22 protein-coding genes and 1 riboswitch are annotated in these 25,331 nt (G+C 71.6%); of the genes, 9 read left to right on the plus strand and 13 right to left on the minus strand.

Annotation, left to right across the window (positions count from 1 at the left end; translation table 11 throughout):
* Positions 1–149: 149 nt before the first annotated feature.
* Genes hisG through hisS form a run of 3 tightly spaced genes read right to left on the minus strand, consistent with a single transcriptional unit; the run spans position 150 to position 3,429 of the window.
* Complete coding sequence (hisG, locus tag V8J36_RS08380) at positions 150–839, minus strand: ATP phosphoribosyltransferase (protein WP_336466834.1); 690 nt, start codon at positions 837–839, stop codon at positions 150–152.
* Entirely contained in the window at positions 836–1,927 is a 1,092-nt protein-coding gene (locus tag V8J36_RS08385; RefSeq protein WP_336466835.1) for an ATP phosphoribosyltransferase regulatory subunit, read from the minus strand. Before V8J36_RS08385 ends, hisG begins: the two co-directional genes overlap by 4 nt.
* Positions 1,924–3,429 (minus strand): histidine--tRNA ligase, encoded by a 1,506-nt coding sequence (gene hisS, locus V8J36_RS08390; RefSeq protein WP_336466836.1) that lies wholly within the window; start codon positions 3,427–3,429, stop codon positions 1,924–1,926. The genes V8J36_RS08385 and hisS overlap by 4 nt, the downstream gene beginning before the upstream one ends.
* 209 nt (positions 3,430–3,638) lie before the next feature.
* Between hisS and V8J36_RS08395 the strand changes: the two genes are divergently transcribed.
* The 3 genes from V8J36_RS08395 to V8J36_RS08405 all read left to right on the plus strand — a co-directional run bounded on the left by V8J36_RS08395 (position 3,639) and on the right by V8J36_RS08405 (position 4,821).
* Positions 3,639–3,842 (plus strand): SlyX family protein, encoded by a 204-nt coding sequence (locus V8J36_RS08395; RefSeq protein WP_336466837.1) that lies wholly within the window; start codon positions 3,639–3,641, stop codon positions 3,840–3,842.
* A gap of 263 nt (positions 3,843–4,105) precedes the next feature.
* Complete coding sequence (mce, locus tag V8J36_RS08400; RefSeq protein WP_336466838.1) at positions 4,106–4,510, plus strand: methylmalonyl-CoA epimerase; 405 nt, start codon at positions 4,106–4,108, stop codon at positions 4,508–4,510.
* Positions 4,510–4,821 (plus strand): DUF1467 family protein, encoded by a 312-nt coding sequence (locus tag V8J36_RS08405; RefSeq protein WP_336466839.1) that lies wholly within the window; start codon positions 4,510–4,512, stop codon positions 4,819–4,821. Before mce ends, V8J36_RS08405 begins: the two co-directional genes overlap by 1 nt.
* A 92-nt stretch (positions 4,822–4,913) precedes the next feature.
* On the opposite strand, the gene V8J36_RS08410 is transcribed toward V8J36_RS08405, so the two are convergent.
* Both V8J36_RS08410 and V8J36_RS08415 read right to left on the minus strand, forming a co-directional pair.
* Positions 4,914–5,624, minus strand: coding sequence for an EI24 domain-containing protein (locus V8J36_RS08410; RefSeq protein WP_336466840.1), 711 nt, complete (start codon positions 5,622–5,624; stop codon positions 4,914–4,916).
* Complete coding sequence (locus V8J36_RS08415; RefSeq protein WP_336466841.1) at positions 5,621–6,229, minus strand: nitroreductase family protein; 609 nt, start codon at positions 6,227–6,229, stop codon at positions 5,621–5,623. Before V8J36_RS08415 ends, V8J36_RS08410 begins: the two co-directional genes overlap by 4 nt.
* A gap of 461 nt (positions 6,230–6,690) precedes the next feature.
* Between V8J36_RS08415 and V8J36_RS08420 the strand changes: the two genes are divergently transcribed.
* The gene (locus V8J36_RS08420) at positions 6,691–10,011 is read left to right on the plus strand and encodes a hypothetical protein (RefSeq protein WP_336466842.1); all 3,321 of its coding nucleotides are present in this window, start codon (positions 6,691–6,693) and stop codon (positions 10,009–10,011) included.
* Here the strand turns inward: V8J36_RS08420 and rlmJ are convergent.
* Entirely contained in the window at positions 10,008–10,790 is a 783-nt protein-coding gene (gene rlmJ, locus V8J36_RS08425; protein WP_336466843.1) for a 23S rRNA (adenine(2030)-N(6))-methyltransferase RlmJ, read from the minus strand. The genes V8J36_RS08420 and rlmJ overlap by 4 nt on opposite strands.
* A 24-nt stretch (positions 10,791–10,814) precedes the next feature.
* On the minus strand, positions 10,815–11,912 hold the full coding sequence (locus V8J36_RS08430) for a class II histone deacetylase (RefSeq protein WP_336466844.1): 1,098 nt from the start codon (positions 11,910–11,912) through the stop codon (positions 10,815–10,817).
* Between the two features lie 74 nt (positions 11,913–11,986).
* Between V8J36_RS08430 and V8J36_RS08435 the strand changes: the two genes are divergently transcribed.
* Positions 11,987–12,250 carry a DUF167 domain-containing protein gene (locus V8J36_RS08435; RefSeq protein WP_336466845.1) on the plus strand — a complete coding sequence of 88 codons (264 nt, stop codon included), beginning with the start codon at positions 11,987–11,989 and terminating at the stop codon, positions 12,248–12,250.
* 84 nt (positions 12,251–12,334) lie between these two features.
* Here V8J36_RS08435 and V8J36_RS08440 read toward each other — a convergent pair whose 3' ends face one another.
* From V8J36_RS08440 to V8J36_RS08450, 3 genes are all read right to left on the minus strand, one after another.
* Positions 12,335–13,171, minus strand: a complete 837-nt coding sequence (locus tag V8J36_RS08440) for a DUF1206 domain-containing protein (RefSeq protein ID WP_336466846.1) — start codon at positions 13,169–13,171, stop codon at positions 12,335–12,337.
* An 82-nt stretch (positions 13,172–13,253) separates the two neighbouring features.
* Positions 13,254–13,751 (minus strand): DUF6446 family protein, encoded by a 498-nt coding sequence (locus V8J36_RS08445; RefSeq protein WP_336466847.1) that lies wholly within the window; start codon positions 13,749–13,751, stop codon positions 13,254–13,256.
* The gene (locus V8J36_RS08450) at positions 13,748–14,686 is read right to left on the minus strand and encodes a glycine--tRNA ligase subunit alpha (protein ID WP_336466848.1); all 939 of its coding nucleotides are present in this window, start codon (positions 14,684–14,686) and stop codon (positions 13,748–13,750) included. Before V8J36_RS08450 ends, V8J36_RS08445 begins: the two co-directional genes overlap by 4 nt.
* 400 nt (positions 14,687–15,086) lie before the next feature.
* Here V8J36_RS08450 and V8J36_RS08455 point away from each other — a divergent pair, with 400 nt between their 5' ends.
* Positions 15,087–16,943, plus strand: a complete 1,857-nt coding sequence (locus V8J36_RS08455; protein WP_336466849.1) for a serine protease — start codon at positions 15,087–15,089, stop codon at positions 16,941–16,943.
* A 772-nt stretch (positions 16,944–17,715) separates the two neighbouring features.
* Here V8J36_RS08455 and V8J36_RS08460 read toward each other — a convergent pair.
* Together V8J36_RS08460 and V8J36_RS08465 are read right to left on the minus strand one after the other, a co-directional pair.
* A complete protein-coding gene (locus V8J36_RS08460) occupies positions 17,716–19,164 on the minus strand; it encodes a TrkH family potassium uptake protein (protein WP_336466850.1) in 1,449 nt (482 codons plus the stop codon).
* A 319-nt stretch (positions 19,165–19,483) separates the two neighbouring features.
* Positions 19,484–20,932: a TrkH family potassium uptake protein gene (locus V8J36_RS08465; RefSeq protein ID WP_336466851.1), complete on the minus strand. Its 1,449-nt coding sequence runs from the start codon at positions 20,930–20,932 to the stop codon at positions 19,484–19,486.
* A gap of 769 nt (positions 20,933–21,701) precedes the next feature.
* Between V8J36_RS08465 and V8J36_RS08470 the strand changes: the two genes are divergently transcribed.
* Both V8J36_RS08470 and rimO read left to right on the plus strand, forming a co-directional pair.
* Positions 21,702–22,403: a GcrA family cell cycle regulator gene (locus V8J36_RS08470; RefSeq protein WP_336466852.1), complete on the plus strand. Its 702-nt coding sequence runs from the start codon at positions 21,702–21,704 to the stop codon at positions 22,401–22,403.
* Between the two features lie 107 nt (positions 22,404–22,510).
* Entirely contained in the window at positions 22,511–23,902 is a 1,392-nt protein-coding gene (rimO, locus tag V8J36_RS08475; protein WP_336466853.1) for a 30S ribosomal protein S12 methylthiotransferase RimO, read from the plus strand.
* 31 nt (positions 23,903–23,933) lie between these two features.
* Here rimO and V8J36_RS08480 read toward each other — a convergent pair whose 3' ends face one another.
* Positions 23,934–24,296: a PRC-barrel domain-containing protein gene (locus tag V8J36_RS08480; RefSeq protein WP_336466854.1), complete on the minus strand. Its 363-nt coding sequence runs from the start codon at positions 24,294–24,296 to the stop codon at positions 23,934–23,936.
* A 258-nt stretch (positions 24,297–24,554) separates the two neighbouring features.
* Positions 24,555–24,704, plus strand: a riboswitch (FMN riboswitch).
* A gap of 79 nt (positions 24,705–24,783) precedes the next feature.
* Between V8J36_RS08480 and V8J36_RS08485 the strand changes: the two genes are divergently transcribed.
* Positions 24,784–25,248 (plus strand): 6,7-dimethyl-8-ribityllumazine synthase, encoded by a 465-nt coding sequence (locus tag V8J36_RS08485; RefSeq protein ID WP_336466855.1) that lies wholly within the window; start codon positions 24,784–24,786, stop codon positions 25,246–25,248.
* Positions 25,249–25,331 lie beyond the last annotated feature (83 nt).

Raw genomic sequence — 25,331 nt, forward strand, 5'->3', positions numbered from 1 at the left:
CCTCTGCATACGACGGTACACCGAACTGCGCGGCAGCCGCAAGGTCTCGCGGCCCCCGGTCTTTCAAGGGCCCCGCGTTTCCACGCCCCCTGCGCTTTCACCCGCCCCGTCCGTTCGGAGGGCCCCATCCGTTCGGACGGCCGCGCCGCTCACAGACCCAGACGGCCCGCCAGCGTGCCCCAGGTGCGCGCGACCCCGTCCCAGTCGGCGCCGCGGGCGCGGAACAGGCAGGCCTGGCTCTGGTGGATCAACCCGTCGGACAGGATCTTCAGGTGGTTCGCGCGCAGCGTCTCGCCCGACGAGGTGATGTCGGCGATGGCTTCCGCGGTCAGGTTCTTCACCGTGCCCTCGGTCGCGCCCTGGCTGTCGACCAGCTGGTAGTCGGCAACGCCGTTCTCCTGCAGGAACTCGCGCACGAGCCGGTGATACTTGGTCGCGATCCGCATCCGGAAGCCATGTGCGCGCCGGAACGCCGCGGCGGCGGCGTCGAGGTCTTCCAGCAGGTCCACGTCGCTCCAGCAGGCCGGGACCGCGATGATCAGGTCGGCATGGCCGAAGCCAAGGGGCGCCAGTTCCTCGACCAGCTCGGCCCAGTCGGCCAGCTTGTCGCGCACGAGGTCAGACCCGGTGACGCCCAGATGGATGCGCCCCGCCGCCAGCTCGCGCGGGATCTCGCCCGCCGACAGCAGCACCAGCTCGACCCCGTCGATCCCCTCGACCCGGCCGGAATACTCGCGCTCCGACCCGGTGCGGCTGAGCGCGATGCCCCGCGCGCCGAACCAGTCGAAGGTCTTCTCCATCAGCCGGCCCTTCGAGGGCACGCCCAGCTTCAGCGTCATGCCCGGCCCTCCAGCTGCGCCACGAGGCCGGGGCGGATCACGCCCCCCACCGCCGGGATCGAGCCATGGCCGGCCGTCGCGCCCAGAACCGCGGTCAGCGCGTCGTAGCGCCCGCCGGTGGCGACGGGCGGCAGCTTCGGATCGGACTGGCGCAGCATGAACACGAAGCCGTCGTAATATTCCATCGTGCCCCGCCCGTGGCTGGCGTCATAGGTCAGCCGCGAGATGTCGACGCCCTTGGCCGCCATCGCTGCCAGACGCTCGCCCATCCGCTGCACCGCCGGCGCGATCGAGGGCATCCCCGCCGCCAGCGTGGTCAGCCTGCCCAGCGCCTCGGGCGCGGGCGCGGTCAGCGAGAACAGCGCATCGAGCCGCGCGACCTCGTCTGCCGGCAGCGGCGCCGCGGCGGCATCCTCTTCCAGCGCGGCGATGCGGGCCGCGACCTCGGCTTCCGAGCGCAGGCCGATGAAGGGCGCGTCAGAGCCGCCCTCGCCCGCCAGCAGCGCCGCGCGCGAGGCGGGAACCGGGCCGCGGCCGGAATAGCGGTCGATCAGCGCGCGGAAGCGCCGGGGCCGCCAGATGTGGCGCAGAAGCGCGGCCTTGCGGCTGTCCAGCGTGGGCAGGCCGCGCACGGCCGCGGTCAGGATGCCGATGTCGCCGATCACCGGCACCAGCGGCAGGGGCGCGAGCAGGCGCGAGAACAGCGCGAAGACCTCGGCATCGGCCTCGGGCGGGGCGGCGCGGGCGAAAAGCTCATACCCCACCTGGAAATATTCGGCGGTGCGGGGGCCGCGATGCTCCTGCTTGCGGAACACCTCGCCCATGTAGCAGTAGCGCGCCGGGTCCGAGCCGCGGGCCATGTGCATCTGCACGACCGGCACGGTGAAGTCCGGGCGCATCATCATCTCGCCGCGCAGCGGGTCCTGGGTGACGAAGGCGCGGGCGCGGATGTCCTCGCCGTACAGATCCAGCAGCACCTCGGCGGGCAGCAGGATGTCGGCCTCGACCTCGGCGGCGCCGGCGGCGCGGAAGGCGGCCAGCAGCCGCTCGCCCGTCGCGCGGGCCTCGGCTTTGCCAAGCGCGCTCACGGCTCGAGCATCCGGCGCACGGCGGCGACGATGTCCCCGCGGGGAACCTCGACCTGCGCGGGGCGGGCCTTCCATTCCTCGAGGCTGGCGCCCTCGGCGATCTTTGCGCCAAGGATCAGGTCCTTCAAAACGACCGTGCCCTTCGCCGCCTCGTCCCCGCCTTGGATCACCGCGATGGGCGAGGCGCGTTTGTCGGCGTATTTCAACTGGTTGCCGAAGTTCTTTGGGTTGCCCAGATAGACCTCGGCGCGGATGCCGGCGGCGCGCAGCTCGCCTGCCATCGCCATGTACTCGGCCATGCGGTCGCGATCCATCACCGTCACCACCACCGGGCCCGCGGTCTCGCCCCCGGCGCGGCCCTTGGCGCGCAGCGCGGCCAGAAGCCGGTCGACGCCGATCGAGACGCCGGTCGCCGGCACCGACTGGCCAGTGAAGCGCTTCACCAGATCGTCGTAACGCCCGCCGCCCGCGACCGATCCGAACGAGCGCTTGCGGCCCTTCTCGTCGAGGATCTCGAAGGTCAGTTCGGCCTCGTAGACCGGGCCGGTGTAGTAGCCAAGGCCGCGCACCACCGAGGGGTCGATCTCGATCCGGTCGGGGCCAAGGCCCTGCGCATCGAGAAGTTCGGCAATGGTTTCAAGCTCCTGCACGCCTTCGCGCCCGATGGCCGAGGTGCCGATCAGCTCGCCCAGACGCGCGACCGTGGCCGGGCCGTCGGCGCGCTTGGCGGACATGAAGCCCATGACGATCTCGGCCTGCTCGGGCGAGAGGCCCGCGCCCTTGGTGAAATCGCCGCTCTCGTCGAGCCGGCCTTCGCCCAGCAGCGCGCGCACGCCGGCATCCCCCAGCCGGTCGATCTTGTCGATGGCGCGCAGCACGATGCCGCGTTCCTCGAAGAAGCGGTCGGGGTCGGCGGGGTCGAGCACGCCCGCCGCTTCCATCACCCCGTTGAGAACCTTGCGGTTGTTCACCCGCACCAGATAGTCGCCGCGGGGGATCCCCACCGTCTCGAGCGCGCCGGCGAGCATCGCGCAGATCTCGGCATCGGCCGCGACCGAGGGTGCGCCCACCGTATCGGCATCGCATTGATAGAACTGGCGGAATCGGCCCGGGCCGGGCTTTTCGTTGCGCCAGACCGGGCCCATCGCATAGCGGCGGTAGGGGCTGGGCAGGTCGTTGCGGAACTGCGCCGCGACCCGCGCGAGCGGCGCGGTCATGTCATAGCGCAGCGCCAGCCAGTCGCCGGGCTTGCTGTCGGATTCCGCATCTTCCTGCCAGGCGAAGACGCCCTCGTTCGGGCGGTCGACGTCGGGCAGGAATTTCCCCAGCGCCTCGACGGTCTCCACCGCCGAGGTTTCCAGCGGCTCGAACCCGTGGCGATGATAGACCCCGGCGATCGCGTCGAGCATCGCCTTGCGCTCGGTCACCTCGGCGCCGAAATAGTCGCGAAAGCCCCTCGGGGTCTCGGCGCGCGGTCTGCGGGGAGCCTTGTCCTTGGCCATTGGCCTCGCCTCGTTCGTCTGGTCACGGGTCCGCGCGGGTCTTAGCCGAGCCGGGCATGGCGAACAAGCGAGAGGGGGAAGATGGGGGTAAAATGCCCCGGAAAACCCCGTGCACAACAGGTGCACCCCCTGTACACCCCCCGTACACCCCCCCGCACATCCTTGGTGCCGGCGTGGTGACCGATCCAGAGGCGAAACGGAGCAGGCCGGTGACCGAGATCGAGAAGCTGGAAGAGACCGTCGCGCATCTGCTGCGCACCGTCGAAGAGCTGAGCGCCGTCGTCGCGCGGCAGGACGGCGAGATCCAGCGCCTGTCGCGGCGCGTGGGCCTGCTGATGGAACGCGAGGCCGAACGCGAGGCCGACGGCTCGAACACCATCCCGCTTGCGGACCAGCGCCCGCCGCATTGGTGAGGCCGGGCGGTCCGGGGCCTCTTCGCCGCCGGGACCGCGCCACGCCCCGACCCGCGCCCTTGGCGGTCCCAGACGCGGCCGGGCGGTCCGCTGCCCCCCCCGAGCGGCGAAGCGCGACGGCCCGCGGGGCGACTGCTCGGTGGGCGGCCAGAGGGTGCGGCACAGGACCGCGGCGTCGCGTCACCTCCCTTGGTAGCCCTTGCCCGGCCCCGCCCCGACGGGTCATAGCTTGGCGAGAGCTTGCGATGCCGAAGGAGGAACGGATGATCGGACGCCTGAACCATGTCGCCATCGCGGTGCCCGACCTCGAGGCGGCCTCGGCGCAGTATCGCGACACGCTGGGCGCCCGCGTCGGCCAGCCGCAGGACGAGCCCGACCACGGGGTGACCGTCGTCTTCATCGAGCTGCCGAACACCAAGATCGAACTGCTCTACCCGATGGGCGACGACAGCCCTATCAAGGGCTTCCTCGAGAAGAACCCCGCGGGCGGGATCCACCACATCTGCTACGAGGTCGAGGACATCCTCGCCGCCCGCGACCGTCTGAAGGCGCAGGGCGCGCGGGTGCTGGGGTCGGGCGAGCCGAAGATCGGCGCGCATGGCAAGCCGGTGCTGTTCCTGCATCCCAAGGATTTCAACGGCTGCCTGGTGGAGCTGGAGCAGGTCTGATGACGATCACCGCGGCGCTCGTCCTCTATTCGGTGATCTGGTTCCTGACGCTGTTCGTGGTGCTGCCGATCCGCGCCCGCAGCCAGGCGGACGCGGGCGAGGTGGTGCCGGGCACCCCCGCCGGCGCCCCGGCCGAGGCGCGCATCGGGCAGAAGGCGAAGCTGACCACGCTGGTCGCGACGCCGCTGTTCCTGGTGATCGCGGCGGTGATCCTGTCGGGCTGGATCACCATCGAGGATCTGGACTGGTTCCGGCGCATGGGCCCGGGCGGGGGCTGGCGCGAGGTGCCGCTGGCGCCGCAAGGGGGCTGAGGCTCCAAGGCCCGGCGTGGGAGGGGGCGCTGCCCCCGCCGCCCTGCGGGCGCCTCCCCCGGGATACTTGGACCAATGAGAAAGGCTGGGGGTCAGGCGAGGCCGCGGGCCGCGTCGCGCCGCGACAGGCGGTGGTAGAGATGGGTGAAGGCGGCGGCGCCGATGACCGGGATCGTCAGGTTGACCAGCGGCACGGTCAGCGGCACCGCCATCAGCGCGCCGAGCGCCCAGATCGTCAGCGGGTGGCGGCGGCGGAGGCGGGCCGCGCCCTCGGGGCCGATGCGGCGCATCGCGGCCATCTGCATGTATTCACGGCCCAGAAGCCAGCCGTTCACCGCCCAGAACAGAAGCGGCCCCAGCGGGCCTGCGACCAGGTAGGCGATCAGCGCCAGCGCGTTGATCACGAAGACGAGGAGCAGGAAGCCCGCCGAGTCGCGCAGCGCCGTGGCGAGGCCGACGCCCGGCGCGGGCGGCAGGTCGGGATAGTGCTTTTCCTCGACCGCCTCGGCGACCGTGTCGAGGAAGAACCCGGTGAAGGCCGAGGCGACCGGCACCATCAGGAAGACCGAGGCGGCCAGCATCAGCGGCACCACGCCCCATTCCAGCACGTCCTGCACCCAGGTGACCTCGCCCCAGTACCAGAGCGTGACCGTGCCGGGCACAAGCCACCCCACCAGCCCCATCAGCCCCCAGGTGATCGCCAAGAGAAGCGCGAGCGCGAGGCCGATTCCGGTCAGCAGCACCCGCAGGAAGCGCGGATCGCCGATCTGGCCCAGCGCCGCCGCGACGGAAGCCGCGATCATGCGTCGCGCCAGTCGATGCTGCGCTCGGGGTCCGGGCGCGGACGGTCGGGGGGCAGCGTGGTCTCGGTCCCGATATGGACGAAGCCCGCGAGGCGCTCGCCCGGGGCCAAGCCCAGCCCCTCGGTCAGGAAGCCCGGGTCATAGGCGGGCCAGCCGGTCAGCCAGCAGGCGCCCCAGCCCGCGGCCTGCGCGGCGTTGCAAAGCGTGGCGGCGACGGCGCCCACGCTGAGCACCTGTTCCCATTCCGGGACCTTGCCGGTGTCGCGCGGCACCGCCACCACGGCGACGCAGAGCGGGCTGTCGGCGAATTGCGCGACGCCCTTGCCGGCCTGGTCGGGGGCGAGGCCCTTCTCGGTCGCCCGGGTGCCGGCCAGCGCCGCCAGACGGTCGAGCGCGCCGCGTTCCAGCACGATCAGCCGCCAGGGTTCCAGCTTGCCGTGATCGGGCACGCGCAGCGCCATCTGCAGCAGCGGCGCCAGCGCGGCACGGTCCGGCGCGGGGCCGGTCAGGGTTTTCGCGGGCCGCGAACGGCGGGTGGCGAGGAAGTCGAGCACCTCGGGGCGCGCGCGCAGCGGCTGCGAGGCGACGGGATCGGGAGCGGTCATGCGGGTCTCCGGCTTGTCGCCATGGGATGTCGGCCATCGCGGCGCGATGTTCAAGGCCGGTGGCGTGGCGGGCCGCGATTCGCCGCGGGCCCGGCCCGGTCGCGGCGCGCGTTCCACAAGCGCTTGCGCGCCGGGGACGGTGGGCCGGCAGGTCTTGCGGTCCCGGTCGGTGCGACAACCGATGGCAACCGGGGATTGCATTTCCTGCGGGATCTGCCACGATTCAGGTCTGTATTTCATCGGTATCGGTTGTTCATCATGCGTTTCCTCTCCTCTCTCCTCCTCTGCGCGATCTTGGGCCTTACGCTGGCCGGAGCCGTTTCGGCCCCGGCAACGGCCGGCCCCTGCAACCGCGCGATCCAGACCTGCTGATCGCCCCCTTTCCGGACATCATCTGACACGCGCTGCCGCCGCGGGCCGACATCGGCCTGCCGGAGGTGCGCGTGCGGGGGGACGCCGCAATGGACGCCTGGCCCACATCCGTGCCCGAAACCCTGTGGGGCTATGTCGACCTGCAACGCATGTCGGTCGGCGCCCTGCCGATGATGGGCGTGCATTTCGATCCGCTCTTCCTGACCGCCTTCGTCGTCGGCGGCGTGTTCCTGGGCGTCTTCGCGGCGCGCCGCTTCGACGACCGCGCCCAGCCCGCGCGCGAGGGGGCGCGGGTGCTCGACCGGCTCGAGCCCGGCGACATGGGCGGCACCGGCGCGCTGCAGCGGGCGTTCCTGCTGTATCTGGGGACGCTGCTTGCGCTTTATGCCTGCTTTACCTTTTTCGGCCGCGTCGCTTTCCAGCTGATCGGCCGGCTGCCGATCGCCGGGGCGCAAGTCGATACGGCGCGGATCGACTTCAGTTCACCGCAATGGCCGCTGCTGCTGGCCTTCGGCTTCGCGGGGCTGGCGCCGCTGGTGCCGCCGCTGGCCGCGGCCGAGGTCTGGCTGCGCGAGCGCGTGCACCGGGCCGTGGGCATCCCGATCCGGCTGCGGCAGAAGACGCGCGAGCTTCTGGCCGAGCTGAACCGCGCCGGACCGGATGCCAGGCAGGCGATCCTGGCGGACATCGGCGACCAGAAGACCTCGTGGCTTCCGAAGAGGATCGACGACAGGGGCGTGCCGGTCGACGGGTTCGCGCAATGGATCCTCGACCGCATCGGCGCCCCCGAAGAGCTGGAGATGCTGATCCTGCGGGTGCAGCTGCTGTGCCACTGGGTGGGCCACCGCACCACCTGGCCGCGTGACGCGCTGTCCGAAAAGCTGCGCGAGATCGAGGCGAAGGCGGTCCGCGACGCGCAGCAGGCGCGGATCGAGCTGCGCCATCTCAACCGCGAAATCTACGGGGCGACCGATGGTGGCACCGCGGTCGGTGGTGGCAAGGATGCGGAGGATGCCTCCAGCGCACTGCGCGCGCGTCAAAGCGCGCTGCACAAGCGGCTGGCGGCGGTGATCGAGACGCTGGAGGGCTGCCTCGAAGATCTGGCAACCCTGCAGGTGATCGCGCTCGAGCGCGACCCGGACTATGCCCCCGCGGCGCAGGCGGGACCGGACCCGGGGCGCGGGGCGCCGGTCACGGCGCTGCAGCACGAGATCCTCGACCGCATCCGCCGCCCCGACCTTGGCGGCGTCGGCCCCGAGCTGGGGCTGCTGGTCGGCACGCCGGTGGTGTTCCTGGTCTACTGGCTGGCGATCTCGTTCGGCCTGAATGATGCCGTCAACGGCTCGCCCCGCGCCGATGCCGTGAATGTCGCGCTTTCGGCGGGGTTCGAGACGTTGCGCTATGTCGCGCTGATCTTCCTGCCGCTGCTGACCGCCTTCACCCTGCGCCAGGAGCTGACCGAGCGGCAGGCCTGGCCCTGGCAGGCTCAGGGACCGGTGGCGGACCAGCGGGCGGCGCGCAGGCAGACCCTGGTGATGATCGCCACCGCGGTGGCGGTGGTCGCGGTGATCGGCATGGTGCTGATCGCCACGCTGTCGGCCTTCCTGATCTCGGAAAGCAGCGCGCGGCTGCGCGAGATGCTGCTGGGATCGCGGATGCCGGTGCTGAGCTTCTACCTGAGGCAGGTGCCGGTGGCGCTGCTGGTGGCGGGTTTCGCGCTCTGGGGGACCGAGCAGCGGATCAGGGGCCGGGTGCCGCCCGGCCCATGGCTGGCCGTTCTGGTGATGGCGGCCTACTGGGCCCTGACCAAGATGCCGACCTACGGCGGGCTGGCCAATGACACGCTTTGGGTGGATGACCGGCCAACGCGGCTATTCTGGGCCTATCACGAGGTCGCGACCCTCGCCGTCTACGGCACCGCCACCTGGCTTTCGGTCTCGGTGCTGGGCCGCTGGCGCCCCGCGCCGGCCCGCGCGCTCGCCTGCGCGCGCCCGCAGAGCCCGCCCGCCCCCACCGCCCCACCCGCCCTGACTGCCCCGCCCGCCCTGACTGGCCCGTCCGCCGGTGTCGCGCTGGACGGCGGGGCGCTCGGGGTCTTGGTGATCGCGCTGCTCTGCTGGGCCCTGACCGGTGGGCCGACGCAGTCGCAGCAGACCACAACCGGGCTCTGCCGCTCAGAGGGTGACGCGCGGCATCCCGGCGCGCTGGTGGTGGGCTTCCGCAAGGATGCCGAGCCCTTCAGCTTCCTGCCCTCCAGCGTTCCGGCAACGGGCCGGGCCGGCCATCGCTATCAGGGCTACCTGGCCGATCTGTGCTACTGGATCGCCGATTCCTCGGGATGCCGGATCGACGCGGTCGAGGTCTCCGGCACCGACCGCTTCCCCAAGCTCGGGAACGGGGAGATCGACCTGCTCTGCGACCCGGTGACCCTGCGCTATGAAGGGCGCGGCGATGCGCCCCGGGGCGCGACGGCCGGGGCCGCCGCCGGCGACGCAGTAACCGATACGCAGGTCCCCGCACAGATCCCGCGCGAAGAGGCGGGGATCTTCTCACCGATCGTGTTCCTGTCGGGCATCAGCTATCTCGCGAACGGAAAGCCGCAGGAAAAGGACACCAGGACGATCATCGGCTATCTGAAGTTCGGCACCGCCGCGCCCGAAGTCTCGCCCCAGCTCTATGCGCGGCTCTGCGCCTCGAACCTGCTGGGTGGCGTGAAATGTCTGGGCGGAATGAGCTTCGAAACCGAAGCCCTCAGAAGGATGGTGGCCGCCCAATCAAGGGGCACCCCGCAGAGTGGCGCCGCGCCCGAGGTTCCGCCCCAGCACGATGCGGGGTCCTGCGCGTCGACTCTTCCCGTCGGTGGCGACTGCCCTGACGGTCCGACGCGAGAATATGAGGCCTTTGGAGCGATCGAGACCGCCCGACTTGCGGGCGGGCCCCAGATCGATGCCGGGACCGTTGTCGCGCGGGGCTTCGACACCCATGACGCCTTGGTGGATTGGGTCTGTGCGGACCTGACCCGACCGACCGAAGGCACCCCGGTGACCGCACCAAAGCCGGCCGGCGAGACGCGGATCTACCTTGGGGATCGCGAGCTGATCCAGGCCAAGCTCAAGAGCTGGACCGACAGCGGCCATCCCTGCCCCGGCGTCGATGCCGATCCGGTGCAGAACGTGCTGACCTACGAACCCTATGTGCTGATGAGCCGCAACGACAACGCGGAGCTGGCGAAGTTCGTCGAGCGGCAGGTCTATCGCTTCTTCTCGCACCGGGCGCTGGCGAACGGGCTTTTCGCCGCGCATTTCCCGAAGCAGCGGATGTCAGAGCCGCTGGCCTACCTATTCCTGCTGAACGCCGTCGAACCCGAGGACCGCGTGATGAGGCCCTCGGCGCCGGCGGCGACGCGCTAGAGCCGGGCGAAAAGCTTCGTCAGCCGCGCGGCCTCCTCCGCCAGACCCCAGGGCGGGTTGATCACGAACATGCCCGAGCCGACCATGCCGTGGCCGGGGCGCGCGGGGGGGAAGCGGACCTCGTGCGAGAGCGCCTGCGGAAAGGCCTGGCGCAGGCGGATCACCATGTCGAGCTGCAGGCCCGAGGCCAGCAGCGGATACCACAGCATCAGCACGCCCACGTTCCACTTCCGCGCGATCTTGCCGAGGAATTCGGGGATCGCGCGATAGTCCTCTTTCACCTCGAAGGAGGGATCGCAGAGCAGGAGACCCCGTTTCGGTTCGGGCGGGGTGCGCGAGAAGGCCATCTCGAAGCCCGAGATGCGATGGACATTGCTGGTCCAGGGTTCCAGCGCTTCGGTCAGCGCGGCGTGCTCGGCGGGGTGCAGCTCGGCCAGCTGCATCGCGTCACCGGGGCGCAGCGCGAGGGCCGCGAGCAGCGGCGAGCCGGGATAGGCGCGCGGCCCGAACCGCGCGCGCACCTCGGCCAGATGGCGCATGTAGGGGTGATCGGGGGCGAACCACTTTTCGGCCAGCGCCCGGGTGATGCCCGCCGCCGCCTCGCCGGTCTTCGCGGCCTCGGCCGAGCCGAGGTCGTAGAGCCCGCGGCCGGCGTGGGTTTCCAGATAGGACAGCGGCTTGTCCTTGCGGGTCATGTAGTCGAGCGCCGCGGACAGCAGCGCGTGCTTGTGCACGTCCGCGAGGTTTCCGGCGTGATAGTGGTGTTGATAGGACAGCATGGCCCGGCCTTAGCGCAGTCTGGTCTAGAGGAACAGGCCCGCAAGCTCTGCAAGGCGGGCGGAATGGAAAGCCTGCGCCGCGGGGCCCGGCTGGCGGGCGATCAGGGTCGCGGCCAGCGGATCGGCGGCGCGGATCGGCTCGCCCGAAAGCTCCTCCATCACCGCATGGGCGAGGAAGGGGACGTGCACCTCGGAATAGCCGCCCTCGTGGACCATCACGAGCCGGCCCTGGCACAGCTCGGCCGCGGCGGCCTTCACCATCGCGGTCATCGCGCGGAAGGTGTCCGAGGTGGCCAGCATCCGGCCCAGCGGGTCCATCGCGCCCGCGTCGTAGCCGCAGGCGATGACGATCGCGTCCGGCTCGAAGCGGCGCAGCATCGGCAGCACGATCCGCTCCATCGCCTCGACATAGGTGGCATGGCCCGCGCCGGGCGAGAGCGGCAGGTTGACATTGTAGCCGTGGCCCCGCCCCTCGCCCCGCGCCATCGCGGTGCCGGTATCGGTCGGATAGTTGAATTCCTGATGGATCGAGACGGTCAGCACCTCGGGATCGCGCCAGAAGATCGCTTCCGTGCCATTGCCGTGATGCACGTCCCAGTCGACGACGGCCACGCGGCGGGCCAGCCCATGCGCCTGCGCGGCGCGGATCGCGACGGCGATGTTGTTCAGCAGGCAGAAGCCGTTCGGGAAGGCGGGCAGCGCGTGATGCCCCGGCGGGCGGCTGAGCGCATAGGCATTGCGATGCTCGCCCCGCAGGACCGAGGCCAGCGCCGCGGTGGCCAGTCCGGCCGAGAGCGCCGCGACCTCGTAGCCGTCGCGGCCGAAGGGGGTGCGCAGGCCAAGCTCGCCGCCGCCCGCGTCCGAGGCCGCCTTGAACGCGTCGAGATAGGCGCCGTCATGGACTCGCGCCAGATCTTCGCGCGTGGCGGGCGGGGCCGAGCGGGTGTCGAGTTTCGCAAGCAGCCCGGTCACTTCCATTAGGTTCTTGAAGCGCCGCTTGGTCTCGGGGTTCTCCGGCAGGCCGCCACCGGGCTGAACGAGGCCGCCCACGGGAAGGGTGAGCGCGTAATTGCCGCCATGGTGCCAGAAGCAGCGTTCGTCGGTATAGAAGGCGGTGGACATCGGGCGCTCCTGCTTCGGCTGGGCGGGAGGCTAGTCGCTGGCGCGTCCGTTAACCAGAGAGAACGGAGGCGGGCGTGGCGAAGGCCGAGGTCGAGAATCTGGCGGGGCTGGCGGTTGCGGGCACGGTCGTGGCGCTGAAGGTCACCCCCGGCGCGCGGCGCAACCGGCTGTTCCGGCGCGACGGGCAGATCCGCGTCGAGGTGACCGAGGCGCCCGAGCGCGGGCGCGCGACCGAGGCCGCGGCGCGGCTGCTGGCCGAGGCGCTGGGGGTTGCGCCCTCGCGCCTGACGCTGACGCGCGGGGCCGCAAGCCGCGACAAGACCTTTCGGATCGACTGATCCGGGGAATGATCGCGAAAGGTCAACGGAAGGGCTGCGAGCGCCCCTGAGACGGGGTGCAAGGATCGGGAAAGGACAGGCGCGTCAGGCGGTCAGCCGCGCGCCCATCCGCTGCGCCATCGAGACGACGCCCTCGTGCGGGCGGGTCGGCAGGATCCGGGCCCGCGCCTCGACCCAGCAGTAAAGGCCGAAGCCGACCATGCCCACGGCCAGCGCGCCCAGCAGCATCCGCCCGAAGGCCGCGCCGCGCACGGTGTCGAAGGCCTTCGACAGGCCGCCGGCCTCGGACGGGTCGGCATGGAGGGCGGCGAACAGGAAGAAGCTGCCGATCATCGCGATGACCACGCCATGGGCGATGACGCCGGCCCGCGCGGCGGGGGCGAGCTTCGCCATGGTGGGTGTGAAGCGCAGATGCTCGCGGTATTCCTCGCGCCAGCCCTTCAGCACATACATGCCGCCCGCGCCGACGACCACGAGGCCCAGCAGGCCGACCAGCCATTGCCCAGCCGGCATCTGCAGCAGATGCGAGGTCAGCGTCTGGCTGCCCTGCCCGCCCTGCTCCTGACCGCCCATCGCGAGGCGCGCCACCGACAGCGCGAGGCCCGCATTCACCAGCCCGCTGACGACCTGCCCGATGCGGCCCACGGCGCCCTTGGCACCGGTGCCCTTCGCCTCGAGATCCATCGCGCCGCAGATCACGCGCCAGATCGCGTAGCAGGCGAGGCCCAGCGCGATCAGCGCCAGCACCGGGCGGCCCATCGGGTTGCCGCGCAGGGTTTCGAGCGCGCCGGTCTGATCCTCGGCGGCGCCGCCCGACCAGGCGGCCAGCAGCGCAAGCCCGCCCACCAGCAGATAGACGGTGCCGCGCGCGCCGTAGCCGGCGCGCATCACGGGTTCGACCCAGGCGGGGGCGGTCTTCATCTTGGTCCTCCAGACGGCATTCGGCGCATGGGGACATATCGCGCGGGGCGCGGCCGGGGTTCCCCCCCTGCCGCGGGCCGCGTCACTTCTCTTCGACCAGCGGCCGCGCGTCGGCGCCCTCTTCGAGCTGGTTCCAGGCATAGGCGCGCCCATCGGGATAGATCGCCACCACCCGGTCGACGCCCGGGCGCACGGCGCGCTGCGACAGGAAGGCCACCGCCTCGCCGCGTTCCAGATCGGCGCCGATGCGGCCGGCATCGAAGCAGCCGAACCAGCCCGGCGCGTTGAGCGGCGTCGCGTTGTCATAGGTCTGGTAGGTCTCGGTCAGCAGCGCCAGCGACAGCCGGGTGCGGAAGCAGGACCGGAAGCGCAGGGGCGAGCTGTCGGCGTCGATCCCCTCGAAGCCGTCGGCGGCGATTTCCTCGGGCGCGTCGGTGGCGATCGAGGTCAGGGTGACGGTGCTCGCCCCCTGGTCGAGGCTGACCGGCTGGTAATAGGCGTAGTCCTGCGCATACCACATGCCGGCGCCGGCGATCAGCGCGGGAAGGACGATGGCGCCGGCCACGAGCTTGCCGTTCACGCTGCTGGGGCGGTCGCCGCAGCGCCGCCGGCCTCGGTGGTCACGAAGGCATCGGCGCATTTCTTCGCCAGCGCCCGGACCCGGCCGATATAGGCCTGCCGCTCGGTGACCGAGATCACGCCGCGGGCGTCGAGCAGGTTGAAGAGGTGGCTGGCCTTGATGCACTGGTCATAGGCCGGGTGCGCCATGGTGATCGCGCGGCCGGCCTTGTCGGCCGCCGGGGCGGCGAGGATGCGTTCGCATTCGGCCTCGGCATCCTCGAAATGCTGCAGCAACATCGCGGTGTCGGCCTGGTCGAAGTTCCAGCGGCTGTATTCCTGCTCGGTCTGGCGGAAGATGTCGCCATAGCTCAGCGGGATCGGCGAGGACGGATCGTTGAACGGCATGTCCATCACGTGGTCGATGCCGAGCACATACATGGCAAGGCGTTCGAGCCCGTAGGTCAGCTCGCCCGAGACCGGGCGGCAGTCATGGCCGCCGACCTGCTGGAAATAGGTGAACTGGCTGACTTCCATGCCGTCGCACCAGACCTCCCAGCCCAGGCCCCAGGCGCCGAGCGTCGGCGATTCCCAGTCGTCCTCGACGAAGCGGATGTCGTGCAGCGCAAGGTCGATGCCGATCGCCTGCAGGCTGCCGAGATAGAGCGCCTGCAGGTCCTTCGGCGAGGGTTTGATCAGGACCTGGTACTGGTAGTAGTGCTGCAGCCGGTTCGGGTTTTCGCCATACCGCCCGTCGGTCGGGCGGCGCGAGGGCTGGACATAGGCCGCGGCCCAGGGGCGCGAGCCCAGCGCGCGCAGCGTGGTCGCCGGGTGGAAGGTGCCGGCGCCGACCTCCATGTCGTAGGGCTGCAGCACCGCGCAGCCCTTCGCGCCCCAGTAGGACTGGAGCCGCAGGATGATTTCCTGGAACGAGCGGGGGGCGTCGGCGGTCGTCATGGCGCATACTCCGTGAAGCGCCCCTTCCATAGGAAGAAGGGCGCGGCGGGTCAATCTGTCCGGATCGGGCGGCCCGTATCGGATGGGTCGGATCGGACGGGGCGGATCGGGAACGACAGGACCGGCGGGCGGGGTGAAGGGCGGGTCCTGCGCGCGGCGAGGCGCAGGGTGGCGGCGCGCGGGATGGGCGGCGCGCCCCTGCCCTGCCGGTCACGCGGCCGGGGGGGCCGGGGGACGCCCCCCCGGCCCCCCCGGCGGCGCGGTCCGCGCCCGGCGCGGCGGCGGCGCTGTCGCAACGCTGCAACAGCGGCAATTATGACCCAGACGTGAACGCCCGGCCTTGACCCTTCCCTTAGGTTCCCCGAAGGGAGGCAGGACGGGCGTATCGGAGGCATTTTCGATGAATTTCGCGCAATTCGGCATGGTGGCGGTCGCGGTGATGGTGGCCGGGGCGGCCGAGGCCCAGCAGACCTGGGTTCAGATCGAGGCGCAGCCGAACCTGCGCGCCGCCGAGGAACGCGCCCGCGCCTATGCCAATGTCTTCCCCGACGTGCAGGGCTTCGCGATGAACACCGGCTGGTACGCGATCGCGCTGGGCCCCTTCGGCTCGCCGGCCGAGGCCGAGCGGCAGCTGCGCCAGCTGCGCGGCGACCGGATGATCCCGGGTGACAGCTATCTGGCCGATGGAGGGCGCTTCCGCCAGCAGTTCTGGCCGGCGGGCGGCATGCCGCTGCCCGGCGCGGCCGCGACCGCCGCCCTGCCCCCCCCCGCACCAAACGCGGTCGAGGCGCTGCCGGTGCCGCCGGGGGCCGCCCTTCCGGCGGCGCCCCTGCCGGGCGAGGCGACGCCGCCGACGGCGGACGCCCGCGCCGCCCAGGCCCCGACCGCTCCGGCCCCCGCCCCCGCCCTGGGCTCGGCCCTGCCGGACGAGACCGAGGCCGAGGCCCGCGCCTCGGAGGCGCTCTTGTCGGATGACGAGCGGCGCGACTTGCAGGCGGCGCTGGCCTGGGCCGGCGTCTACGGCGCCGCGATCGACGGCGCCTTCGGCCGCGGCACCCGCGCCAGCATGGCCGCCTGGCAGAGCGCGCAGGGCCATGCGCCGACCGGGGTGCTGACCACCGCCGAGCGGGCCGCGCTGACCGGGGCGCATCGCGCCGCCCTCGACAGCCTCGGGATCGCCGAGGTCGCGGATGAAGAGGCCGGCATCACCGCCGCCCTGCCGATGGGCCTTGTCGCGTTCGCGGCCTACGAGCCGCCCTTCGTGCGCTATGCCCCGAAGGACGGCTCGGGGGTGACGGTGCTGCTGGTCTCGCAGCAGGGCAACCAGGCGACGCTCTACGGGCTGTACGACGCGCTGGCCGGGCTCGACATCATGCCGGCGACCGGGGCGCGCGAGCGCGGTGCCGCGGGCTTCCGGATCGAGGGCAGCGGGCCGGACCGGCATGCGCTGGCCGAGGTGAAGCTGTCGGGCGGGCTGATCAAGGGCTGGCTGATCTCTTGGCCCGCGGCGCGCGAGGCCGAGATGGGGCTGGCGCTGTCGGCGCTGCGCGACGGGTTCCGCGCCACGGGCAACCATGCGCTGGATGCCGGCGCCGGGGTGCCCTCGGCGGTGGCGGGCGGCACGCTGGTCGCCGGGCTCGAGGCGAACCGGCCGGCGCGGGCCCGCAGCGGGGTGTTCCTCGATGGCAAGGGCACGGTGCTGACCACGGTCGAGGCGGTCGAGGCCTGCCGGCGGATCACCGTCGACGCGGGCACCGAGGCGCGGGTGAAGGCGCAGGATGCGGCCACGGGGCTGGCGCTGCTGGTGCCGCTGACGCCGCTGGCCCCGCGCGCGACGGCGGCCTTCGCGGCCGAGCCGCCGCGCACCGGCGCCGAGGCGGCGGTGGCGGGCTATGCCTGGGCGGACGAGCTGGACGCGCCGGTGATGACCTTCGGACGGATCGCGGCCCCCGAGGGGCTGGCCGGAGAGGCCGATCTTGCGCGGCTCGATCTGTCGGCATTGCCCGGCGACGCGGGCGGGCCGGTGGTGGACGGCACCGGGGCGGTGACCGGGCTGCTGCTGCCGAAGGGCGGGCGGGCCGATGGCAAGGTATTGCCCGACACGGTGAGCTTCGCGATCAAGGCGCAGGCGATCGAGGCCTTCCTCGCGCGCGAGGGGGTGAGCCCCGCGCGCAGCGCCGCGACCGGCGCGATGGCGGCCGAGGACCTGACCGACCACTCGCTGAAGATGACGACCCGCGTCGGCTGCTGGGACTGACCCCGGCCCCTCGGCCCTGCCCCACCGCCGCGCTGCTGGTGCCCGGTTGACGCCGGGGGGGCCGGGGGGACGCCCCCCCGGCCCCCCCGGCGGGCAACGTGGTGCTTCTGCCCCGCCGCGCCCCGACCCCCGCGGCGAGGCGCCCGCTGCCGGGCCGGCCGGGTTCCGGTCGGGGCCGCAGCGCGCGGCGCAGGCCCGCTCGCGCGATCCTCACGGCAGGGGCAGTCCCGCGCAGCCGCCCTTGTCCTGACCCGGCCGTGCCGGCCCAGTTGCACCGCCCCTTCCGCACTGAGCCTTCCGCACGGGACATGATCGTGAGGGGCTGGGACGCGCAGGGCTCCAGCCCCATCAAGCGCAGCCCCGCGCGCCGCAACCACTTCAGGCTCAATCCCGCCGGCCTGAGCGCACCGCGCTAAGCGCGAGTAGCCGGTCGCGGAGGCTGGTCGTGGGGCCCCGCCGCGAAGTTTCAACCGAGCACTCTCCCGCCACAAGATCCCTGGCCGCACAATTCGCCGCCGCTGGGGCCCGAGCACGCGGCCGGAGTGCAGGACCAGCCGCAAGGACCATCCACAGCGGCCAGGCAAACGAGACCAATAGAAAAGAACCGCAGCAGGGCGCCCGAGCGCAGGGACCTCGGCCGCAGCGGCCAGCCTCGACGGACCTCGCCGCAGCACGCCCGGGGGCGGTGACAGGCGGTGGTCCCGCCCCGCCGGCGCGCTCCACCGGCCCGCCGCGCGCGCAACGGTCCGCGCACCGCGCCGCCGACGCACGCTCAGCCGCGCCAGAACCGCGGCAGGAACAGCACGAAGACCGACAGAAGCTCGAGCCGGCCGGCGAACATGCCGAAGGTCATCATCCATTTCGCCGCCGCCGGGAAATCGCCCATCGCCCCGGTCGGCCCCACCTCGGGGCCCCAGGCCGGCCCGACATTGGCGATCGCGGTCCAGGCCGCGGTGATCGCCGTCTGGCTGTCGAGCCCGGTCAGCGACAGCGCCACGATCAGCACCCCGAAGCTGAGCAGGAACAGGCTGAGGAAGGCCATGACCGAGCTCACCACCTCGTCCTCGACCACCCGGCCGCCCAGATGCACCCGGCGCACCCGGTTCGGGCTGTGCAGGCCGCGCAGCGCCGCGCGGATCGCCCCGAACAGCACCAGCCAGCGGAACACCTTGATCGAGCACACCGTCGACGAGGTGCAGCCCCCCACCAGCCCCGCGATCATCAGCACCACCAGCGACATCTCGCCCCAGCGGGTGATGTCGGCCGAGACGAACCCCGTCCCGCTCATCACCGAGATCACGTTGAACACCGTCTCGCGCAGCGCGAGGCCCGGCGTCATTTCGCCGCTGGTCAGCCGGTAGAGCAGCAGCAGCAGGATCAGCCCCGCCGTCCAGCGCAGGAAGGCGCGCACCTGCACGTCCTGCCAGAAGGGCGCGGCATGGCCGTGGATCAGCTGCACGAAGCGCACGAAGGGCAGCGAAGCCAGCAGCATGAAGGCCGAGGCCACCACCTCGGGCGCGCCGATCAGCGCGCCGAAGCTGGCGTCATAGCTCGAGAAGCCGCCGGTCGAGATCGTGGTCAGCGCATGCATGGTGGCATCGAAGCCCGACAGGCCGACCGCCATGTAGGCGCACAGGCACAGCACCGTCAGCCCGCAATAGACCCTGAGCAGCGCGGCCGAGATGTCGAAGGCCCGCGGCAGCACCTTGCCCAGCGTGTCGAAGCCTTCCGAGCGGAAGAACTGCATGCCGCCGATCTTCATCACCGGCAGGAAGATCATCGCGACGATGACGATGCCGAGCCCGCCCAGCCACTGCAGCAGGCCGCGCCACAGGTTCGCCCCCGCCGGCAGCCCGTCGAGCCCGGTGAAGACCGTGGCCCCGGTGGTGGTCACGCCCGACATCGCCTCGAACACCGCGTCGGTGAAGCCCGCCCGCGGCGCGCCGATCATCAGCGGCAGCGCCCCGAACAGCGGCACCGCCAGCCAGATGCCCGAGGTCAGCAGGAAGCTCTGGCGCAGGGTGAGCGCCTTCGGCGCGGCATTGCGGCAGGCCAGCGCCATGAAGCCGCCGGCGGCACCGGTCAGCACCGCGCTTTCGAGGAAGGCCGCGGCATTGCCGTTGCCCTCTGCAAGGTCGACCGCCATCGGCAGCAGCATGGCCACGGCCAGCGCGACCAGCAGCAGGCCGATGACATAGGCGACGGGGCGCAGGTCGATCATCGCCCTGCCTTCGCTCGGCGCGGCGGGGCTGTCAACCGCGCGCCATCCTGCGCGCGCCCCGGCCCGCCGGACCGCGACCCGGCCGACGGCGCGGACGAGGGTGCGGCCGGGGGTGCGGCCGGCCGAGCGACCCGCGACACGACCTGCGGGCCGCGGCGCCCGCCGTCCCCTGCGCGCTCTGCGGCCGCCCTGCCCGCGCCGGACGCCGTGACCGAGCGCCCGAGGGATGTCGCGACCGGAAGCGTGGCCGAGGGCGTGGCGGGGGGTGGGGTGGAAGGCGCAGCGGGGGGCGCGGTGGGCGGCGCGGGCATCCGCGCGCTCACGCGCGCCAGAACCGCGGCATCACCACCACGAAGACGGCCAGCAGCGCCAGACGTCCCATCAGCATGGTGACGATCATGATCCATTTCGCGGCTTCGGGGAAATCGACGAAGGTGCCGGTGCGCGCGACCATCGGTCCGTAGCCGTAGCCGATGTTGCCGATCGAGGTCCAGATCCCGAACAGCGCCGATTCGAGGTCGACGCCGGTGAAGGTCATCAGCACGCTCATCACGCCGATGGTCAGGATGTAGCCGTAGACATACATCACCAGCGCGTTCATCGAATCGTCGTCGACGGTGCGGCCATCGTATTTCACCGGCGCGATCCGGTGCGGGGCGTGCAGCAGCCGGATCCGCGACAGGATCGCCTCGCCCAGCACCTGCACCCGGAACACCGTCAGCGCCCCCGAGGACGAGGACGAGCAGCCGCCGACGATGCCGACGATCAGCGCCACCACCATCGCGAAGCTGCCCCAGCCGCCGAAGCTGCCCGAGAAGAATCCGGTGCCCGAAAAGATCGAGACGAGGTTGAACAGCGTCTCGCGGAACGCGGGCTCCAGCGTCATGTCGCTGGTCGACACCCGCCACAGCGTCACCGCGCCCACGGCGTAGGCGATCCAGCGCAGGTAGGCGCGCACCTGCGCGTCGCCCCAGATCACCAGCGGCGCCCCGGTCACCGCCTGCACGTAGCGGATGTAGGGCAGCGAGCCGAGGATCATGAAGGCCGCGCCCGCATATTCGCCGATGCCCTGGTATTTCGAGAAGGAGACGTCGGTGGGCGCGAAGCCCCCGGTGGCGATGGTGGCCATCGACATCACCGCCGCATCCAGCGGCGTGAAGCCGATCATCAGGTAGGTGATGCAGCAGGCCAGCGTCAGCCCGGCATAGACCATGACCAGCGCCCGCGCGATGTCGGTGGCGCGCGGGGCGACCTTGCCCAGCGTGTCGAAGCCCTCGGTCCGGAAGAACTGCATGCCGCCGACGCGCATGATCGGCAGGAAGATCATCACGATGAACGAGATCCCCAGCCCGCCCAGCCAGTTCAGCATCCCCCGCCACAGGTTCAGACCCGGCGGCATCTTGTCGAGCCCGACGAGGATGGTCGAGCCGGTGGTGGTGATGCCCGAGACCGCCTCGAAATAGCCGTCGGTGAAGCTGGTGCGGGTGGCGCCCAGCATGAAGGGCAGCGTGCCGAAGACCGGCACAATCGCCCAGATGCCGACCGTCAGCAGGAAGGCCTGCCGCACGCCGAAGCTGCGGCGCAGCGAGTTGCGGGTGGTCAGGGCCAGCAGCAGGCCGGTCAGCAGGGTGATCAGCGCGCTCTGCCCGAAGGCCCACCAGTTCGCTGGGGCGAAGATCACGTCCACCGCCATCGGGATTAGCATCAGCCCGCCGAGGAAGGCGAGCATCAGGCCGATCACATATCCGACGGGGCGCAGGTCAGTCATCTCGGGCGGAGCCTTCGCCGCAGCGCGGCCCGCTGTCAAGCGACGCCGCCATCGCGGACCCCGCGTCCCGCGTCCCGCGAGCCGAGCTGCGAGACCCGAGCCGTGAGCCGTGAGCCGTGAGCCGTGAGCCGTGGCCTACCAATGGCCCGACCCGTGACAAGACTTGTGACCCAGCCCGTGGCCGACCTGTGGTTCGATCTGTGACTCGGACCCTGCTCCGCAACCTGCCCCGTCCCGGGCCCGAGGCGGTGCACTGCCGGGCGCCCTGCCGGCCGCGCAGCCCGGTCCGCGCATGCTGCCCTGCCCAACCCGCCGCTTTGACGGGTCCGCGCAGACTGCCCCGTCTTGCTCCGCGCGGCCCGGGCCTCTGCCGCAGGGCCTGCGCAGGCCCTCGCTCGCCTGCACTCGCCTTGGCTTCGCGACCCCGCCCTGCGCTGCCCCGCGCCACCTTGGCCTGCCCTACCTTTGGCCTGCCCTGCCTCTGGCCTGTGCTGCCATCGCCTGCCTGCCCTGCGCTGTCACCCTGCACAGTCCGGCCATCCTGCCCTGTCCCGTCCGTCCTGTTTGTCCTGCCCCTTCTGCCCCTCCTGCCGCGCGCGGGCGTCGGGTTGCCGTGCGCGGGGCAGATCCCGCAGCGCGGCAGGGACGCGCGCTCTTGAAGTCGCGGGGCCAAGCTTGTATCTAGTCGCGTCGCGGCTAAACTCCCTTTGCCGCCTGGGGCCGCGTCCCGCATCGCGCCTCGCTGACGACCACAAGGAAAGGCCATCCGATGTCCTGGACCGACGAACGCGTCGAGCTTCTGAAGAAGATGTGGCAGGACGGCCAGTCCGCCAGCCAGATCGCCAAGGAACTGGGCGGCGTCACCCGCAACGCGGTGATCGGCAAGGTGCATCGCCTCGGCCTGTCGAACCGCGTCGGCGGTCCGGACGGCAAGCCCGAGGCGCCCGCCGCCCCCGTCGCCGCCGCGCCCTCGGCCCCCTCCGGCGCCCACCGCCCGGCGCCCGAGCCCGAGACCCGGGCCGAGCCCGTCGCGGCGCGCCCCGCCGCCGCGGCCCCCCGCCCGGTCGAACGCCCTGCCGACCGCTCTGGCGATCGCCCCGCCGAACGTTCTGGCGAGCGGACCGAACGCCCGGCCGAGCGGGCCGAGCGCCCCGCGGCGCCGGTCAGCGCCGCCCCGATCCCGCCGCGCCGCCCGATGGTGCCGGTCGCGGGCCAGCCGCTGCCGCCGCAGCCCTCGGCCGGCGAGATCAGCCCCGAGGCGCTGGCCTCGGTCCGCGAGGTCGAGAAGCGCGCCCGCAAGCTGACGCTGATGGAGCTGACCGAGCGCACCTGCAAATGGCCGATCGGCGATCCGGCGACCGAGGACTTCTGGTTCTGCGGCCTGCACGCCCAGCCCGGCAAACCCTATTGCGAGGCCCATGTCGGCGTCGCCTTCCAGCCGATGAGCGCCCGGCGCGACCGCCGGCGCTGAGACCCGGACGCAGGCCGGGGGCGCTGCCCCCGGACCCCCGGGATATTTGGACCAATGCGAAAGGGGGAAGGGCTGCGTCCTTCCCTTTGCCGTTTTCGAGAGATGCCATGAGCCTCAATCCGCCGAACCTTCGCCCCGACCTTGCCCCCGCGCCGATGTTCGACGCGGGCGCCGCGCGCCGCGAGGGGCAGCCGACGATCGGCATGGTGTCGCTGGGCTGCCCGAAGGCGCTGGTCGACAGCGAGCGGATCCTGACCCGGCTGCGCGCCGAGGGCTACCAGATCAGCCCCGATTACAAGGGCGCCGACGCGGTGATCGTGAACACCTGCGGCTTCCTCGACAGTGCCAAGGCCGAAAGCCTCGAGGCGATCGGCGAGGCGCTGAAGGAGAACGGCCGCGTGCTGGTCACCGGCTGTCTTGGCGCCGAGCCGGAATTCATCACCGGCGCGCATCCCTCGGTGCTGGCGGTGACCGGTCCGCATCAATACGAGGCGGTGCTGGATGCGGTGCACAAGGCGGTGCCGCCCGCGCCCGATCCGTTCATCGACCTGATGCCCGCCGCGGGCGTGAAGCTGACGCCGCGCCATTACAGCTACCTCAAGATCTCCGAGGGCTGTAACCACAAGTGCAAGTTCTGCATCATCCCCGACATGCGCGGGCGCCTGGTCAGCCGCCCGGCCCATGCCGTGCTGCGCGAGGCCGAGAAGCTGGTGGAAAGCGGCGTGCGCGAGCTGCTGGTGATTTCTCAGGACACCTCGGCCTATGGCGTCGACCGCAAGCATGACCTGCACCCCTGGAAGGGGGGCGAGGTGCGCTCGCACATCACCGATCTTTCGCGGGAAATGGGCCGGCTGGGAGCCTGGGTGCGCTTGCACTATGTCTACCCCTATCCGCATGTGCGCGAACTGATCCCGCTGATGGCCGAGGGGCTGGTGCTGCCCTATCTCGACATCCCGTTCCAGCATGCCGATCCAGGCGTGCTGCGCCGCATGGCGCGGCCGGCGGCGGCGGCGCGGACGCTGGACGAGATCGCGGCCTGGCGCCGCGACTGCCCGGACATCACCCTGCGCTCGACCTTCATCGTCGGCTACCCCGGCGAGACCGAGGCCGAGTTCCAGGTGCTTCTCGACTGGATGGACGAGGCGCAGCTCGACCGCGTCGGCTGCTTCAAATACGAGAATGTCGCCGGCGCGCGCTCGAACGATCTGCCGGACCATGTGCCGGAAGAGGTCAAGCAGGAGCGCTGGGAGCGGTTCATGGAGAAGGCGCAGGCCATCTCCGAGGCGAAGCTGCAGGCCAAGGTCGGCAGCCTGCAGCAGGTGATCGTCGACGCCGTGGACGGCGAGGGCGCGACCTGCCGGACCATGGCCGATGCGCCCGAGATCGACGGCAACCTCTATATCGACGAGGGCTTCGAGGGGCTGGCCCCCGGCGACATGGTCACCGTCGAGGTCGAGGAGGCCTCGGACTACGATCTCTGGGGGCGGATCGCCGGCTGAGGTCTTGAGCGCGGCGCCGCGACCGTCGGGGTCACCAGTAGGGAACGGCGCCGTAATAGGTGAAGTAGTCCTGTTCCCAGCGCCGGTCGGTGCGCCAGTCCTCGGTGCGCTTCGGGGCGGCGTCGAGCTGCTCTTTCGTGATGTCGGTGACGAAGCCGTCGAGTTCGACATCGTAGCTGAGCTTCGACCAGGGGATCGGGTGGTACTCCTCCCCAAGCCCCAGGAAGCCGCCGAAGCCCATCTCGGCATAGGCGATGCGGCCCGAGAGCTTGTCGATGATCAGCTCCTCGATATGGCCGAGCTTTTCGCCCGAGGGGCTGTAGACCGCGGTGCCGGTCACGTCGCGCGACGAGATGTGCGGGCGCGCGGGGCGGGTGGCGAACTGGTCCATCATGTCGGATCCTCCTTCCGGGATGCGTTCCGGGATCAACGCGGCGGCGGCCCTGCCGTTCCGATCCCGCTTCGGCCCGGCCCCTGTGTGGCCCTTGTGTGGCCCCGCTCCGGCTGGCGCGGACGCACCCGTAGCGCGGCCCCTGCGCAACGTCACGACCCGGCTCTGGCCGAAAGCCCGACCCGTCCAGGAACGGGCGGCAGCGCCGGTTGCGGCGGGTGACGGTGCCCCTTGCGCCTGCCGCGGGAATCGGCACAGTGGCGGCGTTCTCAGGGCGGGGCGGAATTCCCCACCGGCGGTATGCGGGGGGTGACCCCGGCGAGCCCGCGAGCGCCCCGCCGATGGCGGGGGTCAGCAGACCAGGTGCGATGCCTGGGCCGACGGTCACAGTCCGGATGGAAGAGAGCAAGTCGCCGGGGTCCGCATGTCGCGGTCGCCGGAGACCTGTGATCGCCTTGGGTGACGTGTCGCCAGGAGAAGGAGATCACCGATGACACACACCCGCTATGCCTTCCTCAAGGCCAACTGGCATTCCGATGTCGTGGACCGCGCGCTGGAGGGCTTCCTTGAATTGATCCCGGCCGCGGATGTCGATGTCTTCGACGTCCCGGGCGCCTTCGAGCTGCCGCTGGCGGCGCAGAAGCTGGCGCGGACCGGGCGCTATGGCGCGGTGGCCTGCGCGGCGCTGGTCGTCGACGGCGGCATCTATCGCCACGACTTCGTGGCCCAGGCCGTGGTCGACGGGCTGATGCGCGCCGGGCTCGAGACCGGGGTGCCGGTGCTGTCGGTCTCGCTGACGCCGCATCACTACCAGGAGGGCGCGCATCACGGCGCGATCTTCCGGGCGCATTTCGTCGAGAAGGGGCGCGAGGCGGCCCGGGCGGCGTTGGCGGCCGTGGCGCTGCACGCCCGGCTTGACGCTGGCGAGACGGTCCGTGTGATGGAAACGGCCTGAGCCGAAACAGGGTCGGGGGGCCTGCGAGGCCCCCCCCGGGCTCTGGCGCCCCCCCGGCTCTGGCGCGCCAGCCCGGGGGGCCG

Origin of the sequence: Frigidibacter sp. MR17.14 (assembly GCF_037095735.1) — a bacterium.
GTDB lineage: Bacteria > Pseudomonadota > Alphaproteobacteria > Rhodobacterales > Rhodobacteraceae > Frigidibacter.

What these genes read in the sequence shown, in the direction of transcription:
- hisG (WP_336466834.1), bottom strand. Translation starts at nt 839, where the DNA reads ATGACGCTGAAGCTGGGCGTGCCCTCGAAGGGCCGGCTGATGGAGAAG.
- hisS (WP_336466836.1), bottom strand. Translation starts at nt 3,429, where the DNA reads ATGGCCAAGGACAAGGCTCCCCGCAGACCGCGCGCCGAGACCCCGAGG.
- mce (WP_336466838.1), top strand. Translation starts at nt 4,106, where the DNA reads ATGATCGGACGCCTGAACCATGTCGCCATCGCGGTGCCCGACCTCGAG.
- V8J36_RS08405 (WP_336466839.1), top strand. Translation starts at nt 4,510, where the DNA reads ATGACGATCACCGCGGCGCTCGTCCTCTATTCGGTGATCTGGTTCCTG.
- V8J36_RS08410 (WP_336466840.1), bottom strand. Translation starts at nt 5,624, where the DNA reads ATGATCGCGGCTTCCGTCGCGGCGGCGCTGGGCCAGATCGGCGATCCG.
- V8J36_RS08415 (WP_336466841.1), bottom strand. Translation starts at nt 6,229, where the DNA reads ATGACCGCTCCCGATCCCGTCGCCTCGCAGCCGCTGCGCGCGCGCCCC.
- V8J36_RS08420 (WP_336466842.1), top strand. Translation starts at nt 6,691, where the DNA reads ATGGACGCCTGGCCCACATCCGTGCCCGAAACCCTGTGGGGCTATGTC.
- rlmJ (WP_336466843.1), bottom strand. Translation starts at nt 10,790, where the DNA reads ATGCTGTCCTATCAACACCACTATCACGCCGGAAACCTCGCGGACGTG.
- V8J36_RS08430 (WP_336466844.1), bottom strand. Translation starts at nt 11,912, where the DNA reads ATGTCCACCGCCTTCTATACCGACGAACGCTGCTTCTGGCACCATGGC.
- V8J36_RS08440 (WP_336466846.1), bottom strand. Translation starts at nt 13,171, where the DNA reads ATGAAGACCGCCCCCGCCTGGGTCGAACCCGTGATGCGCGCCGGCTAC.
- V8J36_RS08450 (WP_336466848.1), bottom strand. Translation starts at nt 14,686, where the DNA reads ATGACGACCGCCGACGCCCCCCGCTCGTTCCAGGAAATCATCCTGCGG.
- V8J36_RS08455 (WP_336466849.1), top strand. Translation starts at nt 15,087, where the DNA reads ATGAATTTCGCGCAATTCGGCATGGTGGCGGTCGCGGTGATGGTGGCC.
- V8J36_RS08460 (WP_336466850.1), bottom strand. Translation starts at nt 19,164, where the DNA reads ATGATCGACCTGCGCCCCGTCGCCTATGTCATCGGCCTGCTGCTGGTC.
- V8J36_RS08465 (WP_336466851.1), bottom strand. Translation starts at nt 20,932, where the DNA reads ATGACTGACCTGCGCCCCGTCGGATATGTGATCGGCCTGATGCTCGCC.
- V8J36_RS08470 (WP_336466852.1), top strand. Translation starts at nt 21,702, where the DNA reads ATGTCCTGGACCGACGAACGCGTCGAGCTTCTGAAGAAGATGTGGCAG.
- rimO (WP_336466853.1), top strand. Translation starts at nt 22,511, where the DNA reads ATGAGCCTCAATCCGCCGAACCTTCGCCCCGACCTTGCCCCCGCGCCG.
- V8J36_RS08480 (WP_336466854.1), bottom strand. Translation starts at nt 24,296, where the DNA reads ATGATGGACCAGTTCGCCACCCGCCCCGCGCGCCCGCACATCTCGTCG.
- V8J36_RS08485 (WP_336466855.1), top strand. Translation starts at nt 24,784, where the DNA reads ATGACACACACCCGCTATGCCTTCCTCAAGGCCAACTGGCATTCCGAT.